The sequence below is a fragment of the Nocardia nova NBRC 15556 genome, from assembly GCF_001613005.1.
Classification (GTDB): Bacteria; Actinomycetota; Actinomycetes; order Mycobacteriales; family Mycobacteriaceae; genus Nocardia; species Nocardia nova.
In genome coordinates, this window is sequence record NZ_BDBN01000039.1 from 67536 (window position 1) to 83925 (window position 16390).

Here is a 16390-nt window from a genome sequence, read left to right on the forward strand (position 1 = left end):
TTCGGTCCCGCACCCGCGCGCCGTATTGTCGATCGATGTGAGCGACGACGACGGTTCGACGCCCCTGCGATTGCCCCCCTCCGCGATCGGCGATTCCGTCGAGCTGGCCGACCACATCTGTACCCGGCTGCAGCGGGAGATTCCGGCGTACCGGGGGATTGCCGCCGCCAGCCTGACGCCGTCGATCGCCTCCGTAATCGATCGTCTGATCACCGCCACCGCGGCCGATCGGCCACTGGACGAGCAGGAGCTCGCGGAATTCCGAGCCTACGGCGCGTTGCGGGCCGAACTCGGTGTGCCGCTCGACGCGATGCTGCGCGGATGGCAGATCGTGGTGGGAGAGGTGATCGAACGCATCAGTACCTCCGAACACTGGGCGACCCGGCGCGGCTCGGCGCTGCTGTCGGTCCTCGGTTCCCTGCTGCGTGCCTCGGACGCGGCCACCGTCGCATTCACCTCCGCCCACCGCGAAGCCGAAGCGCAGATCACCCGCCGCCTCGATACCCGGCGCGACGATATGGTGCGGGCGCTGACCGAGGGCGTTTTGCCCGCCGGTGAGCTGCGCCGCCGTGCCCAACACATCGGACTCCGCCTGGACGCGACGTATTCGGCCTTCCGCGCGATCACCGCGGAGCCGGAACAGACGGAGTGGGAGCTGCGGCAACGGCCGGGATTCCGGCCGCCGGGTGGTGTGGTGGCGATCCTGGAACGCGATGTGGTCGGCATCTGCGATCCGCGCGACGATTCCGCACCCTCGGCCGGAGTGTTCCTCGGGGTGGGCCCGGCCTGTCCGCTCGAGCGGGTTCCCCATTCGCTGCATATCGCCGGCCGGGTCGCCGAGACCGCGCGCCTGTTCGGGCGTCCGGGGCGCCACACGCTCACCGACCTCGGCCTCCTACCGGCCGTCGTCGGCGACAGCGATGTCGGGGCCGCGATGGTCCGCCGCTACATCGACCCGCTCGTCGACGTCGACGCCGACGCGATCCTCGAGACCGTCGATGCCTATCTGGCGGCCGGCTGCAATGCCAGCGAGACCGGTCATCGGCTGTATCTGCATCACAACACGGTCCGCTATCGGCTGTCCCGGTTCGAGGAGCTCACGGGTGCGTCACTGAAGGATCCGCACGTGATGCAGCAGGTGTGGTGGGCATTGCGCTATCGGGAACTGTGTTCCGGTCACCCGGGCTCGTGCGTCGATTAATAAGGAGAATCGTCCACATTTTGTCAACTATTACGAAACTCCGCGCCCGGGCCGGCGGTTGATCGATACATGGGAACGACGCGGGCCCGAGATCCGGGCACCGCGCCCAGATGTCCGTGCGACGCTCGAAAGGAAAGGACCGGCACCATGACATTCGCCGATCCGGTCACCGCGGTATTCGCCGACGCTGTCGATATGGCCGTGCGCGCACCCTCGGTGCACAACACCCAACCGTGGCGGTGGTCGCTGCGCGAGGACGCCGCCCACCTGTACGCCGACCGGTCGCGGCAGTTGGTCGTGACCGATCCGGCCCAGCGCGCACTGCTCCTGAGCTGCGGGGCGGCACTGCATCACATGCGGGTGGCGCTGGCCGTGCGCGGCTGGTCCGCGCGGGTCACCTACCTTCCCGACGACGCCGATCCCGATCACCTCGCGGCCATCACCGTGCGCCCGTACCGGCCGTCGCCGCGCGATATCGAACTCGCCGCGGCGATCGGCCACCGGCAGTCGGATCGCCCCCGCTACAGCGCGCGACCGGTGCCGCAGGCGTTCGTGCGGGAGGTGTCCGCCGCCGCCCGGTCCTACGGCGCCGCCGCCCGGCAGGTGCCGCGGGAGCTGCGCCCGGAATTGGCCGAAGCCGCCCGGGTCGCCTCGCTGCGCCACGCCGCCGATCCCGCATATCTGCACGAGCTGGCGGTCTGGAGCGGTCGGCACGGGACCTCGGACGGTGTCCCGGCCGCGAATACGCCGGCCCCGCGTGCCGATGACGAGATCGCCAGGCGCCGGTTCGAGTCACCGGAACTGGCCGATCCGGCCACCGAACCCGAGGCCGCCGAATGGCTGGTGATGTGCACGGCCGGCGATGACCCGCTCTCTCGGCTGCGGGCGGGGGAAGCGCTCAGCGCGCTGCTGTTGTCGGCGACCACGCTGGGCCTGTCATCCAGTCTGCAGTCCGAACCGCTGGCCATGCCCGACCTGCGCTCCCACATTCGCCGAAGCGTGCTGTTGGAGTGCGCCTACCCGCAGACGATAGTGCGACTGGGCTGGTTGCCCGCCGGCGCGGCGTCGCTGCCGCAGACGCCGCGGCGACCCGTCACCGAGGTACTCGCGACCCCTGTGGCGATCTGAGCGATCCGCGGCTAGAGCCCCGCGGCCGCCGCGATCTCGCGGGCGTGGGCGACGATCGCGTCGATGCGTTCGACGGTCGGCGTCCCCGCGGCGGCCTTGTTGCTCGGCGTATCGGCTGCGCGCCGCATCACGCCCTCGGCGATGATCGCGAGCTTCCACAAGCCCAGCACATGCCAGAAGGTGAGGGCGTCGCGGTCACGGCCGGTTTCGTCGAGGTAGGCGCGCGCCATCTCGGCTCGGTTCGGGAAACCCGGCAGTGCCGACGCCGGGAAGTCACCGCCGAGGTCCTCGCCGGGCTGGACCCAGTAGGCGAGCAGACTCCCCATATCCGCGAGGGGATCGCCGAGGGTGGACAATTCCCAGTCCAGCGCGGCCACCACCGCGCCGGTCTCCCGCGAGGTGATCACGTTGCGCAGGTGGAAGTCACCGTGCACCAATGTCGTTTCCCGTTGCGGCGGAATCGATCCGGCTAGCCGGCGGGTGAGATCGTCGAGTTCGGGCACCTCGCGGGTGCGCGAGTGCTCCCACTGCCGCGACCATCGATTCAGCTGCCGCTGCGCATACGGTTTGTGACTGGCCAGATCCGCCAGCCCCACCGCCTCGAGATCGACCGCGTGAATACGCGCCAGCGTGTGGGTCAGGGACCGGGCGATGGCCAGGCGCCGTTGCGGAGTCAGCGACTCCGCGACCTCCATGGTGTCCACGACTTGTCCGTCGACGTATTCCATCAGCACCACCGGCGCGTCGCAGACCTCGGAATCCGTTGTGACGGAAAGGATTTCCGGCACCGGAACATCGGTTCCGGCCAGCGCGGACATGATCCGCGACTCGCGCACCACATCGTGCGCGGAGGCCAGCAGCCGGCCGAGGGGTGGCCGCCGCAGCACCCAGCGGTGTCCGGCGTCGTCGCGCACCAGATAGGTGAGATTGGACTGGCCGAGACCGATCCGGGTGAAGGTCGGGGCGCCGGTCAGCCCGAACCCCAGACCGTCGATCCACCGGGTGACGGCGGCGGTGTCGATGCCCCCGGCCTGCTCCGGCGTGGCGGTCACGGTGCCGCCCGGAATGCCGCCGGGTGGCCGAGTCGCTGCCCACCGTCGACGACCATCACCTCACCGGTGATCCAGCGCGCGGCGTCGGATACCAGGAACGCGATCGCCGACCCGATATCGTCGGGTTCGCCGATCCGGTCCAGTGCGGTTGCGTCGGCCACCAGATTCTCGTGCTCGCGCCACAGAGCCTCGGCGAGCTTGGTCCGCACCACGCCGGGCGCGACGGCGTTGACCCGGACCCGCGGCGACAGTTCCAGCGCCATCTGCTTGGTGAGGTGGATGAGCGCCGCCTTGGAGGCGTTGTAGAGACCGAGGTTCGCCTCGAAACCCATACCGCCGATCGAGGCGGTGTTCACGACCGCGCCGCCGTGTTCACCCATCCAGGCCTTGGTCGCCAGCGACGTCCACAGGATCGGCGCCCACAGGTTGACGTCGAAGATCTTGGCGAACCGGCCGTGGTCCTGATCGATCACCGGGCCGAACGCCGGATTGGTGCCCGCGTTGTTGACCAGGATGTCGACGCTGCCGAACCGCTCGAGGGTGCGGTCGATGCAGCTGCGCGCGGCCTCCTCGTCGACGGCGTGCGCGGCGATGCCGAGCGCGTTGCCCTCCACCTGTGCGGCCGCCGCGTCTGCCGATTCCTGATCCCGTGAGGTCAGCACCACGTTGGCCCCGGCCGCGGCGAGGGCCTGCGCGGTCGCGAGGCCGATGCCGCGCGAGGCGCCGGTGACGATCGCGGTGCGGCCGGTCAGATCCGCGTTCGGCATATCAGTTGTCCGCCTTCACATCTCGATACTTGCGCAGTTCCTGCCGGGCCAGTGTGCGCTTGTGCACCTCGTCGGGGCCGTCGGCCAGCCGCAGCGTGCGCAGATGCGCCCACGCCATGGCGAGCGGGAAGTCGTCGGTGACACCGGCGCCACCGTGGACCTGAATGGCCCGGTCGACGATCTTCAGGGCGATATTCGGCGCGGCCACCTTGATCGCGGCGATCTCGGTGCGCGCCTCCTTGTTGCCGACGGTGTCCATCAGATAGGCGGCCTTCAGGGTCAGCAGCCGGATCATCTCGATATCGATGCGCGCCTCGGCGATCCAGTCCTGGATATTGGCGTTGGCGGCGATCGGCTTGCCGAAGGTGATGCGCGTACTCGCGCGCCGGCACATCAGCTCCAGGGCGCGTTCGGCCATTCCGATGGCCCGCATGCAGTGGTGAATGCGGCCGGGGCCGAGCCGGGCCTGGCTGATCGCGAAGCCCTCGCCCTCGCCCTTCAGCACATCTTTCAGCGGTACGCGCACATTCTCGAAATCGATCTCGGCATGCCCCTCGCGGTCCTGATAGCCGAAGACCGGCAGGCCGCGCATGACGGTCACGCCCGGTGCGTCGATGGGGACCACCATCATCGACTGCTGGCGGTGCGGCGCGGCGTCGGGATCGGTCTTGCCCATCACGATCAGCACGGTGCAGTTCGGATGCAAGGCGTTGGAGGCGAACCACTTACGGCCGTTGAGCACGTACTCGTCGCCGTCACGCACCATCGACAGTTCCACATTGGTGGCGTCGGAACTGGCGACCGCGGGCTCGGTCATCGCGAACGCCGAGCGGATCGTGCCCGCCAGCAACGGCTTCAGGTACTTCTCCTTGTGCTCGTCGGTGCCGAAGAGCGTGAAGACTTCCATATTTCCCGTATCCGGGGCATTGCAGTTGCACGCCTCCGGCGCCAGGTGGCTGCGGCCCATGATCTCGGCCAGCGGCGCGTACTCGAGGTTGGTCAGACCCGGACCCCATTCCGGGTAGGGGTGGAACAGATTCCACAGGCCCCGCCGCTGCGCCTCGGCCTTGAGCTCTTCCAGGATCGGCGGCTGGAAATGCGGATCGCCGGCGGCGCGCATCTGCTCGTCGTAGACGGCCTCGGCGGGGTAGACGTGCGAATCCATGAACTCCAGCAGCTGGGCCCGATACTTCTCGGCCCGCTCGGAGATGTCGAACATCGACATGTGATCTCCTGATCGTTGTGAAATCTGTTGTGACGCTTCAGCTCTCGTCGAGCAAGCTGCGCTGGTACCGGCGCATGCCGGCCAGCCAGCGGTCGTAGTCGGCCCCCTTGCGCCGATACATCTCGAGCACACTCGCATGCGGCAGGATCAAGAACTGCTCGGCGTCGATCGCGGCGAGTACGGCGTCGGCGACCTGCGCGGGTTCGAGCACCTCCCCGGCGGCGGTCACCGCCCGGGTGGAGGCCGCGCCGAGCCGGTCGCCGGAGTCGCGCCCGGCATACAGCAGGGGCGTGTCGACCCCCATGGGGCACAGGCAGCTGACCCGAATCCCCTGGTCGCCGTAGGTGACCGACAACCATTCGGCGAAGCCGACAGCGGCGTGCTTGGTGACCGAGTAGGTGGCCGACCCGATCTGGGTGAGAAGTCCGGCCGCGGACGCGGTGCTGACGAAATATCCTTCGCCGCGCTCGAGCCATCGGGGTACGAGCTGGGTGGCGGCGCGGATGTGCGCGCGCACGTTCACGTCGAAGGACCGGTCCCAGTCGGCCTCGGCGACGTCGAGCCCGGCCGCACCGGCGATGCCGGCGTTCGCGAAGTACAGGTCCACCGGGCCGAACGTGTTCTCCGCCAGCGTGATCAGACCGGCGATCGCCTCGGGATCGCTGACGTCGGCCCCCGCGCTCACGCAGGCACCGGGATGGTCGGCGGCCACGGCGTCGGCGACGCTCTTCGCGGCGGCCTCGTCGAGATCGGCGACGACGACTCGCGCGCCCGCTTCGGCGAGGCGGGCGGCGAGAGCGCCGCCGATGCCCCCTCCGCCGCCGGTCACGATGGCCACCTTCTGCGCAACCTGCACTGCCGTACCCCTGTCCGTGTCCGTGATGTCACCCCACCGTAGTTGAGGTTGACGTCAAGTTCAATTTCGGGTGTGCGCGGGCGCCGCACTCCGCTGTTGTAGCAGGTCCGCGCCGCGCCGGAGGGCGAAACGGCGAGTCAGGACTTGGCCGGAATACGCAGCGCGTTGACCCACAAGCGGGTCGCGGTATAGGTGAGCTCGTCCAGGTCGACCGGGCGATCGGTGTCGTCACCGGCCACGAAATGCCCGAAGGCCAGGCGGCTGACCATCCCGGAGAGCGCCCGCGAGGCGAGAAGTGGATCCAGCTCGGGATCGGCCAGCCCGCGACGTTGCAGCGATTCGATACTGCGAGCGTTGCGATCGATGAATGCCTCGGCGCGGCGCTGGCGCAGCACCCGGAATTCGGGGTCGATATTGGCCACCTGTTCCAGCAGGCCCATCAGTTTGGCGTTGCGCTGATAGGCCTCGAAGTAGGCGCGGTTGCTCGCGGCCACCACGGCGGCCGGATCGTCGGCCTCGGGAACATGCGGCATCCCCGGGTGCATCATGTCCTCCTGGGCGACCTCCAGGACCGCCGCGAAAATCTCCTCCTTGCTGGAGAAGTAGGTGTAGAAGGTGCCGGAGGAGCAGTGCGCCTCGGTCGTGATGTCGACCAGCCGGGTGTCGAGATAGCCGCTGGTCTCGAAGACGCGGCGCGCGGCGGCGATCAGCGTCGAGCGGGTACGCAATCCGCGCTCGGTGGTCGGCAATTCCCTCAGCAGGGAAGTCCGGGCCATCGACGGCGCCGCGTCCGTGCTGCGACCATCCTCGCCGAACTTTCCCATGCAGCAGTTATAGCCGACGAGGCCGATGGCGGCACGTAGGGTCTGTTGATCTTGGAAGTCATCGGAGTGGAGAGTATGTCGATATTGAGGAAGCTGTTGACGCTCGGGGCGGCAGCAGCGGCGGTTGCGCTCACCGCGGTTCCGGCGCACGCGCAACAGCAACCCGAGTACGCCCCCACCATGCTGGTGCTGGACGCCTCGGGATCCATGCGGGCTCCGGATCCCGCCGGCGGCACGAAACTGGATGCGGCCAAGGCCGCCGTGCACAGTTTCGTCGCCGCGGCCCCGGCCCGGTCGAAGGTGGGGCTGACCGTGTACGGGACCGGAACGGGATCCTCGGATGCGGAAAAGACCGCCGGATGTGCGGACGTGCGCACGCTGCACGGCGCCGACATCATCGACAGAGCGGCTCTGAATACCGCCGTCGACGGTGTCGAGGCCAGTGGATATACGCCGATCGGCGCCGCGCTGCGCACGGCCGCCGACGCGCTTCCGAAGCAGGGCCCGCGGTCGGTCGTCCTCGTCTCCGACGGCGAAGACACCTGCGCGCCACCGGATCCGTGTGAAGTCGCCCGGGAACTCGAGCGTCAGGGCGCCACGATCGTGGTGCATGCCATCGGATTCGGTGTGGACGGGCCCGCGCGCAAACAGCTCACGTGCATCGCACAGCAGACCGGCGGTACGTACACCGACGCCGCCGACGGCGCATCCCTCGAACGTGTCCTGCCCCGGGTGAGTCAGGCGGCGTTGCGCACGTACACGCCGGTCGGCGCGCCGATTTCCGGCACCACGACCTATCGGGACGCGCCGGTCGCCGGGCCGGGCCGATATCTGGACACGATCGCCCAGCACGAGACGAAGTACTACGCACTGGACGTGCCGCAGGGCGCGATGGCCTACTTCAGTGCGACGCTGGCCTTCCCGCACGTCCGGCAGAAACCGCCCGGCAACGACAACAGCGTTCTGTACCTGCGCGTCTACGGCGAGGATGGCAAGGACTGCAACGTATTCGAGTTCGAGCAGGTGGTGAACACCAGTGACGGCGTGGCACTGACCGTCACGAAGGCGTGGGACGGCGCGACGAAGACCGACTCCGGATCCGACAGCGCCGCGAACGCGTGCCGCGGCGGCGGTCGCTACTACTTCGCACCCGAGTGGCACGGCGTCGCCGACACCAGCCCGCAGCAGATGCCGATGGAGTTGCTGTTCGGAATCGAGCCCGCGGCCGGCGACCCCGGTCCGCCCGCCTCGGCCACACCGACGGCCTTTACGCCACCGGCCGGTAGTGCCGTCGCGGTCTCGGGAAGTGGATCGTTCAATGCCGCAACGACATTGGAAGGTTCCGGTAGCTATTCCGACACCTTGCAGCGCGGCGAGTTCGTCTTCTATCGGGTCGCGCTCGGATGGGGCCAGGGCCTCGCATACCGGGTGAATTTCCTCGATTCCGACAAGCGCGGACTCGACGGTCTGTCGCGGGTCACGACCACGCTGTACTCGCCGATTCGCACCGAGATCGACCACGACTTCGGCAGCTACAACGGAGAATCGGCGACGATGCCGGCCGGTGGTCCGCTGGCGACGTTGCCGGTGCGCTACAGCAATCGCACGGCCGGGGACGCCAAGAGCGCCGAACAGAGCCTGGCCGGTTGGTACTACATCGCCGTCTCGGTCAGCGCCTCGAATGTCGAAGGACTCGGTGCGCCCGTCCCGATTCGCCTGGATGTGACCGTCGGCGGGGCTGCCGAGCCCGGACCGCGGTACGAATCCGCCACGCCGGCCGGCATATTCGGTGAGCATGCCACGCAGACACCGGAGGCTTCGTCCTCGTCGAACAACGGCGGGCAATCGCGGGCGTCGGCCGCCTCGGAATCCGGCGACGGGGTGTCGCCGACGGTCGTCGCGGCCGTCATCGCCGGCGTGGTCCTCCTCGGACTGCTGCTCGGCGCGCTGGTGGTGATACGAAGCCGCCGCAAGGACACCCGTCCCTAGGGCACCGCTACCGAGGAGCCGGCGGAAATCGAGGGCCGGTCCGTGATCGCTTGCGAGTGATGACGGACCGGCTCACCTGTTCCGCCGGACCACCACGTGAGCCAGGGTTTCGAGATCGCCCCGGGCGACGCCTGACGGCAGCCCGGCGAGCGCGGAACGCAATGCCCGGTCGGCGTATTCGCGGGTGAGTTCACGCCCACCGGCGGCGGCGACCAGTTCGGCGGCGCGCGCAACGTCGGCCGTGGTCATCGGACGTGGCTCGCGGTACAGCCGGGCCAGTTCGCGGCCCGCATCGGTGTCGGAGGCCAACGCGCACACCACCGGAAACGACCGCTTCCGGCCGGCCAGATCGCTGAGCGCGGGTTTACCGGTCACCGCCGGATCGCCCCAGATGTCGATGGCGTCGTCGACCAGTTGGAACGCCAGGCCGAGATTGCGGCCGAAGGTGTTGAACGCGGCCACCGTTCGCGAATCCGCACCCGCGCACAACGCGCCCAGGGCGCAGGAACAGCCGAGCAGCACAGCGGTTTTGCCGGCCGCCATGGCCAGGTAGTCCTCGACGCTCACATCCGGGCGGGTTTCGAAATCGCAGTCTTGATATTGGCCGTGGCACAGGGTCGCGGCGGTGCGGGCCAGCCGGATCACCGCGGCGGCGCCGGCCTCCTCCGGCACTCCGCCGTCGGAGAGCACCGCGAATGCCAAGGCCTGCAACGCGTCACCGAGCAAGGTGGCATTGGTGGTGCCCCACACCCGCCAGACCGTGGGCCGGCCGTGGCGCAGTGGATCGGCGTCCATCACGTCGTCGTGGACGAGGGAGAAGTTGTGCAGCAGTTCGACCGCGGCGCCCGCGTGTACGGCATCGGCGGCCGGTGCGCCGCAGGCGGCCGCGGCGGCCAGAGTCAGTGCCGGGCGCAGCCCCTTGCCGTGGGAGCCGGCGCGCAGGTTGCCCTCGGCGTCGCACCAGCCGAAGTGGTAACCGGCCATCCGGTCGAGGGGGTGGCCGAGGGTGGCGACGGCGGCCCGCAGGACCGGCGCGATCGCCGTGCGGGCATCGGCGAGCAGGGTCGCCGCGGTGCGCGCGCCCGGGGCGGCATCGGTGGTGGCGCGTGGACGGCGCCCGGGTTCACGGGCGACCGCGCAGTCCTTGCGGTCCGCTGTGGGAAGATGTTGCGCCGGAGAGTAAGTGGTGGGTTTGGATGCTCGCATTACCGGCCCCGCTCGCTAGGGCACAGCCGCCGCGCCCGCTCCGCGTCGCGGTCGGCGGTGCGTGAAGTATTCATCGTCGCACCGGAACCCGCGGGCCGGGCGATGGCCCGGGTTGCGTTTGCGCAACGCCTGCGCCCGCGGATTCGTCGTCAGGCCAGGGGAGCGCCGTGCTCGAGTGCCTCGCGCGGCGCGCTGGTGTAGCGCGCGGCCTGATAATGGTAGTCGAAGTTGGCTCGGACGTATCGGGTGTAGCAGGTCGCGATGGTGAGGATATCGGTGCGGTCGCGGCCGGACAGTCCCGCCGCGTCGAGTTCGGCCGGCAGCGCGTCGATGCCCGCGAGCATGCGGCGCACGCATGCGGTGAGCATGCGGTCGACCACATCGACCGCACGGTCCCGGTCGAGACCGAGCTGACGTTCGGCCAGCAGCACCGAGTTGTACAGATAATCCGACGCCTCGTCGGAATCGATGGACAGAATGTCGTTGAACAGGCCCATATGTTCGACGGATGCCTCCCGGATCGCGCGCAATGCCGGCAGCGCCCGCGCGCCCGCGCACAGGTCGACGCCCTCGGCGATCTCGCTGATATCGAGAAAGACGTACAGCGCCACCGAGTCCCGCCGGTGGGCGCGGTAGTCGTCCAGATCGGGATAGCGATCGGTGAGCCGCCCGATGCTCTCCGTGTAGTAGGTCCACAGCCATGCCGAGAGTTCGGTGCGCACCGCGTGACGCCACCGACTCGAGCGTCCCGCGCACAGTTCGCGCCACAGTTCGGCGAAGGCCACCGCGAGGACCCCTGTCGGTCGGGCGCCGGGTTCGAACACCTCCTCCAGTGCGGTGATGGTCGCCAATGTCCGTGCCGGGTCGGGAATTTCGATGTCGAACTGATCGTCGACGATGAATGCCCATGCGGTGAATCTGCTCAGCAATCCCAGCGCGTCCGCCTCGGCATACGGGCACCACAGCGCGTACATGCGAGCCGGCCGGGTCCGGCGCATGCGCCGGCGGGTCGGCTCCGAGGGAACCAGATCACAACGTTCGAGCCAGGCCCACATGGCCTGCTCGGCCTCCGATTCGGCGGGATTGGCCCCCTCCGAATCGAACGGCATGAAGAACTCAGTTACATGCATCGAAACCGCCTATCTCCCAAGCAGTTTAACGCGAGTACCGCAATCCGGGCATTCGGTTTGCGATATCGGGTCGATCCCGGGTGACGACAAGACGAAGTGCCACAACGGATTCGGATCGCAACCCCTCATGCACCCCGGCTCCCGACGGATTCGACCGAACAGTGGACAGCTCGCCCGAGTCGAGCGGCGGATACGCCACCTGCCCGAGAGCATTCACCCGGCGATCGTCGACGGCCGGCACGGAAGTCTGCCCGTGCCGCCCGGCCGGGGTCGGCGCGGCGCCGTACCCCACGGGAGGACTCGGCGGGCATTCGACGGCCGCATACGTGCGTGCGTTTCGTGCTCGGCGTGCAGCCGACGAGCGATGGCGGACACCGACCTCAGCACGATCGTGGCAATCGGGCACAGCATGCCGATCGGGTCGTCGCCCTCGATACTGCGAACAACTCATGGCCCCCTCGTTTCGCCACCCTTCGCGGGCGCCGCCAAGCTTACGGCAGGCTACCCGCCCGGCGCAGCGCGAACCGGGCCGGCGAATGTCTCGGAACCTCCGGGAGGCAGCCCGAAAACCTTGCAGTTCAGCAGGTTTCGTCGGCGGTTCGCAGGGCGTCGATTCCGGTGTCGAGGGCGGCCTCCAGGAAACCGATGTCACCGGTCGCCAGCAGGATGCCGACACCACCCTGGATTCCGGCCAGCAGGGCGGCCGCGGCGCGGCCCGCGTCGAGTCGCACCGCGATCTCGCCCTGGCTCTGCATGCCGCGGATGCCGCGCTCGATGTCGCCGTGCCATCGCCGCAGCAGGGCGGCGCTCACCTGCTGGGCGCCGGGAGTGGTGCGACCCAGCTCCGACATCAGCACCGACAGGGGACAGAACCGGCCCTGCTCCCGGTACCGTTCGACCACCACGTCGCGCCAGCGCTGCCACGCCGCCCAGGAGTCCAGCGCGCCGAGATAGGGCTGCTGGTCGGCGAGCACCGCATCGGCCTCGTGCTGCGCGACCGCCAGCAGCAATTCCTCTTTGCCGTCGGGAAAGTAGTGGAAGAGCTGGCTTTTCGATGTACGGGTGCGGGCCCGGATGTCGTCGAGGGTGGCGACGGTGACTCCGCGGTCACGGATTTCGGCGGCGGCGCCCTCGATGATGCGTTGCCGGGTGGCCGCCCCCTTGGCCGTCAATGGACTCACGAGTCCATTCTATGTGTCCTCGAGTGCCAGCATGGCGATGAGCAGTTGATCCCATGTGGACGCCGGCAGCTCGTGCCCGATGCCGGGCAGGGGAAGCAGATCGGCGCCCGGGATCTCCCGGGCCATGGCCTGGCCGTTGCCGTACGGGAAGAACGGGTCGTCGGTGCCGTGCACGACGAGGGTCGGCACGGTGAGCTCGCCCAGCCGCTCCCGCCAGCGCTCGCCCGCATCGACGAAGGCCAGGTTGAGCACGCTGGAGCCCATATCGGTGGTGCGATCGACCGTGCGCCGCGCCTGCCGTCGCGCTTGCTGTTCGTCGAAACCGTATGCGCCCGAGAGCATCCGGGCTTGTTCGACGCGGTAGTCGATCACCGCGGCCCGGTCGGACCAGTCCGGAGGCGGTGTCGCGGCGAAGAAGCCCATGATCCGGTCGGAGTGGTCGGGCAGATCGGGGTCCGCGGGGCCGGGAGACGTCGGCCTGGTGTTGATCAACGTCAGGGCCGACACCCGGTCGTGGTGATCGAGCGCGGCGAGCTGACAGATCCATCCGGCCACCGAGAACCCCACCAGATGGGCTCGCCAAAGTTCGAAAAGATCCATCAGCCCCACCAGGTCGGAAGCCAAATCACGCAGGGTGTAGCCGGGAGAGCCGGTCGGGTAGGCGGTCGACCGGCCGGTGTCACGGATGTCGTAGCGCAGGACATAGCGGCCGGCGGCGGCCAGCCGGTCGCAGAACTCGTCCTCCCAGAAGAGCCCCGACGTGGACGGCAGCACCGCCGCGGGCCGTCGCCGGTCTCCGAAGGTGGACACACACAGGTCGATGTCACCGACGGCGACCAGATGCTCGGACGAGCGTTGACCATGACGCGACATGGCGACTCCTCTGCGGTTGCGTCTGTTGAGGAGACTCGTCCCGCGGCCGAAACTCATCGGTCCGGGAGTCGGTTCACCAGCGGCGGCGCCGCCCTAGGCCGCGCGGAGCTGCGGTAGACCCCATTCGGAGGCGAGCAGTTCGTGCGAGCGCAGCCTGTCCTCGTGCCGGTAGGTGACGCTGGTGACCACGAGTTCGTCGGCGCCGGTCAGCTGCTGCAGCGCCGAGAGTCGTTCGGCCACCACATTCGGCGCGCCGACGAACTGAGTGGTGACGCGATCGTGCACCAGGCGCTGCTGCTGTTCGGTCAGCGGGGGAGCGGTATCGGGATCGAGGTATTCGGCTGCGCCGGCGCCGCTGCGGATGCTGTAGACCCAATGGCCGTAGGTCGAGGCCAGATGGGTGGCGGTCGCGTCGTCGTCGGCGACCACCACGTCCGCCGACACCACCAGATACGGCCGGTCGAGAACCGCCGAGGGCCGGAAGGCGGCGCGATACGCCTCCACCGTCTCCGCGATCGTGCCGGGGGAGACGTGGTAGTTCGCCGCGAACGGCAGTCCGAGCCGGCCCGCGAGCTGGGCGCTCTCACCGCCGGAACTTCCGAACAGCCACAGCTGAACCTCGGCGCCCTCGCCCGGAACGGCATGCAGGGCAACACCTTCGGAGCTGCGGTAGTTCCCGGAGAGCAGGTCGCGGATCTCGCGGACCTGACGGCCGTAGTCCAGTGGCTTCGTCCCGGGCAGTTGCAGCGCCTCGAAACTCGCCGCCAGCCGGGTCGTATCCAGCAGCCGCCCGGGGCTGAACGGCGGCGGGATCACCACACCATCGCGCACCCGGGTCGGGCGGTCGGGCGCGGGTACGGGTTTCACCCCCGCCGAGCGCACCTCCGCGATCCGATGCGCCGAGCGCCCGAGGCCCAGATCCAGCCGTCCCGGATACAGCGCGTCGATGGTGCCGAACGCCTCGACCACCGCCGCGGAGGTGTATTGACCGGCCTGCACGGCGGCCGAGCCGACGCGGATGCTGTCGGTGGCGGCCGCGATCAACGCGATGAGGGTGGTCGGCGCCGAGGAGGCCACCGCGACGAAATGATGTTCGGCGACCCAGAATCGGCGATACCCCCACGCCTCGGCGTGACGGGCCAGATCGATGGTGTTGCGCAGCGCCTGCCGCGGTGTGGATCCGGCGCTGACGGGGGAGAGATCCAGAATCGACAACGGCACGGTCATGACGCTCGCACTCCTTCGCTGCCGAGATGCGGATGGCGCAGACCCAGATGTTCGCGCAGGGTCACACCGGTGTACTCGGTTCGGAAACTGCCCAGCTCCTGAAGTTCGGGAACGACCTTGTCGACGAATTCGTCGAGGCCGGCGGGCGTGAGATGCGGGACAAGCACGAATCCGTCGGCGGCGTCGGACTGCACGTACCGATCGATCTCCGCGGCGACCCGAGCGGGCGTGCCGACGAACTGCTGGCGCGCGGTCACCTCGATGATCAATTCGCGGATGCTCAGCTTCTCCGCGGCGGCCTTGGCGCGCCAGTCCTCGGCGATCGCGCGCGGATCCTTGGCGTGCCGGACGCGTCCGCGGGTGATGTTCGCGTTGTCGACCGGATCGATGTCGGGCAGCGGCCCGTCGGGGTCGTAGCCGGAAAGGTCACGGCCCCAGACCTGTTCGAGGAAGGCGATCGCGGTCTGCGGCCCCACCTGCTGCAGGCGGATCTCCCGGGCCCGCTCCTGCGCGTCGGCGTCGCTGTCACCGAGCACGAAAGTGGCGGCGGGAAGGATCTTCAGATCGTCGCGGCGGCGGCCGTACTTCGCGAGCCGGGTTTTGATGTCGGTGTAGAACCGGCGCCCGTCCTCGAGTTCGCCGTGGCGGCTGAAGATCGCATCGGCCTTCGCGGCGGCGAAGTCCCGGCCTTCCTCGGAATCACCGGCCTGAATCTGCACCGGATATCCCTGCGGGCTCGCCGGCAACCCGTAGACGCCTTCGATATCGAATTGCGTTCCGCGATAGGCGAATCGGGACGCCGGGCCGCCGAATACCCCGCGTTCGCGGTCGACGACCGGCGCCCCGCCGGCGCGACTGTCCCAGATCGCGCGGGTCGCGTCGACCACCTCCGCCGCGCGCACGTAGCGCTGCGAGTGGTCCAGATAGCCGCCGCGGCGGAAATTCTCGCCGGTGAACGCGTCGGAGGAGGTGACCGCGTTCCAGGCGGCCCGTCCGCCCGAGAGGTGGTCCAGGCTGCCGAATTGCCGTGCGAGTTCGTAGGGTTCGTTGAACGTGGTGTTGATCGTGCCGGCCAGGCCGAGGCGGGTCGTGACCCCGGCGAGCGCGTTGAGCACGGTGAAGGTGTCGGGACGACCGACCACGTCGAGGTCGAAGATGCGGCCGCGGTGTTCGCGCAGCCGCAGCCCCTCGGCGAGGAAGAAGAAGTCGAACAGGCCGCGCTCGGCGGTGCGCGCCAGGTGCACGAAGGAGTCGAACTCGATCTGGCTGCCCGATTCCGGCACGCTCCACACCGTGGTGTTGTTCACCCCGGGGAAGTGGGCGGCCAGGTGAATCTGCTTGCGTACCTGTTGTTTCGGCATCCTCATCCTCGGGCGAGTGCGTAGCGGTTGGCGGGGCGCGTCAGGCCGAGGCGGCCGCGCAGGCTGCGTGCTGGATGGACGAGTGCGGCGCTGAACGCGGGTATCGCCAGTGGCCGCAACACCAGACCGTCGGCGGCGCATTCGCGCCGAGTCCGGTCGAGCAGCGCGCGCAGTCCGTCGGCGGTGCCGAGGTGGCGCACGGTCGCGGCCGGGGCCGCAGGCCCCCAGGCGTCGAGCTGGTCGAGCTCCGCGTGGGCCCGGCCCTCCGTCGCGGCGAGATGCACCTCGACGTCGAGCAGGATCCGCACCTCGTCGGGCGTCCGGCCGGCCGCGGCGGCCGCGGAGCGCAGCCGAGTGCGCAGGGCGGCGG

The 16390-nt window shown here is 69.1% G+C and carries 14 protein-coding genes and 1 pseudogene; 3 read left to right on the top strand and 12 right to left on the bottom strand.

Annotated elements, in window-relative coordinates:
- Positions 1-37: 37 nt before the first annotated feature.
- Together NN2_RS17135 and NN2_RS17140 are read left to right on the top strand one after the other, a co-directional pair.
- Complete coding sequence (locus NN2_RS17135; protein ID WP_146098558.1) at positions 38-1201, top strand: PucR family transcriptional regulator; 1164 nt, start codon at positions 38-40, stop codon at positions 1199-1201.
- Positions 1202-1348: 147 nt separating this feature from the next.
- A complete protein-coding gene (locus NN2_RS17140) occupies positions 1349-2329 on the top strand; it encodes an Acg family FMN-binding oxidoreductase (RefSeq protein ID WP_063014813.1) in 981 nt (326 codons plus the stop codon).
- Between the two features lie 11 nt (positions 2330-2340).
- Here NN2_RS17140 and NN2_RS17145 read toward each other — a convergent pair whose 3' ends face one another.
- The 5 genes from NN2_RS17145 to NN2_RS17165 all read right to left on the bottom strand — a co-directional run bounded on the left by NN2_RS17145 (position 2341) and on the right by NN2_RS17165 (position 7053).
- The gene (locus NN2_RS17145) at positions 2341-3381 is read right to left on the bottom strand and encodes a phosphotransferase family protein (protein ID WP_063014818.1); all 1041 of its coding nucleotides are present in this window, start codon (positions 3379-3381) and stop codon (positions 2341-2343) included.
- On the bottom strand, positions 3378-4148 hold the full coding sequence (locus NN2_RS17150) for an SDR family oxidoreductase (RefSeq protein WP_063014820.1): 771 nt from the start codon (positions 4146-4148) through the stop codon (positions 3378-3380). Before NN2_RS17150 ends, NN2_RS17145 begins: the two co-directional genes overlap by 4 nt.
- Position 4149: 1 nt before the next feature.
- Positions 4150-5373, bottom strand: coding sequence for an acyl-CoA dehydrogenase family protein (locus NN2_RS17155; RefSeq protein WP_063014823.1), 1224 nt, complete (start codon positions 5371-5373; stop codon positions 4150-4152).
- A gap of 37 nt (positions 5374-5410) precedes the next feature.
- On the bottom strand, positions 5411-6229 hold the full coding sequence (locus tag NN2_RS17160; RefSeq protein ID WP_063014825.1) for an SDR family oxidoreductase: 819 nt from the start codon (positions 6227-6229) through the stop codon (positions 5411-5413).
- A 137-nt stretch (positions 6230-6366) separates the two neighbouring features.
- Positions 6367-7053, bottom strand: a complete 687-nt coding sequence (locus tag NN2_RS17165; RefSeq protein WP_051755614.1) for a TetR/AcrR family transcriptional regulator — start codon at positions 7051-7053, stop codon at positions 6367-6369.
- Between the two features lie 75 nt (positions 7054-7128).
- Between NN2_RS17165 and NN2_RS17170 the strand changes: the two genes are divergently transcribed.
- Complete coding sequence (locus tag NN2_RS17170; protein WP_104363860.1) at positions 7129-9042, top strand: vWA domain-containing protein; 1914 nt, start codon at positions 7129-7131, stop codon at positions 9040-9042.
- Positions 9043-9114: 72 nt separating this feature from the next.
- On the opposite strand, the gene NN2_RS17175 is transcribed toward NN2_RS17170, so the two are convergent.
- The 7 genes and pseudogenes from NN2_RS17175 to NN2_RS17210 all read right to left on the bottom strand — a co-directional run.
- Positions 9115-10248 (bottom strand): polyprenyl synthetase family protein, encoded by a 1134-nt coding sequence (locus tag NN2_RS17175; RefSeq protein WP_082857041.1) that lies wholly within the window; start codon positions 10246-10248, stop codon positions 9115-9117.
- 149 nt (positions 10249-10397) lie between these two features.
- The gene (locus tag NN2_RS17180) at positions 10398-11378 is read right to left on the bottom strand and encodes a terpene synthase family protein (RefSeq protein WP_146098559.1); all 981 of its coding nucleotides are present in this window, start codon (positions 11376-11378) and stop codon (positions 10398-10400) included.
- A 578-nt stretch (positions 11379-11956) separates the two neighbouring features.
- The gene (locus NN2_RS17190; protein ID WP_063014831.1) at positions 11957-12559 is read right to left on the bottom strand and encodes a TetR/AcrR family transcriptional regulator; all 603 of its coding nucleotides are present in this window, start codon (positions 12557-12559) and stop codon (positions 11957-11959) included.
- A 9-nt stretch (positions 12560-12568) separates the two neighbouring features.
- Entirely contained in the window at positions 12569-13432 is an 864-nt protein-coding gene (locus NN2_RS17195) for an alpha/beta fold hydrolase (RefSeq protein WP_063014833.1), read from the bottom strand.
- Between the two features lie 93 nt (positions 13433-13525).
- Positions 13526-14659, bottom strand: a complete 1134-nt coding sequence (locus NN2_RS17200; protein WP_063014835.1) for an LLM class flavin-dependent oxidoreductase — start codon at positions 14657-14659, stop codon at positions 13526-13528.
- Entirely contained in the window at positions 14656-16020 is a 1365-nt protein-coding gene (locus tag NN2_RS17205; RefSeq protein ID WP_063014837.1) for an NtaA/DmoA family FMN-dependent monooxygenase, read from the bottom strand. The genes NN2_RS17200 and NN2_RS17205 overlap by 4 nt, the downstream gene beginning before the upstream one ends.
- A 2-nt stretch (positions 16021-16022) precedes the next feature.
- Positions 16023-16390: pseudogene (locus NN2_RS17210) on the bottom strand (LLM class flavin-dependent oxidoreductase); the annotation flags it as partial.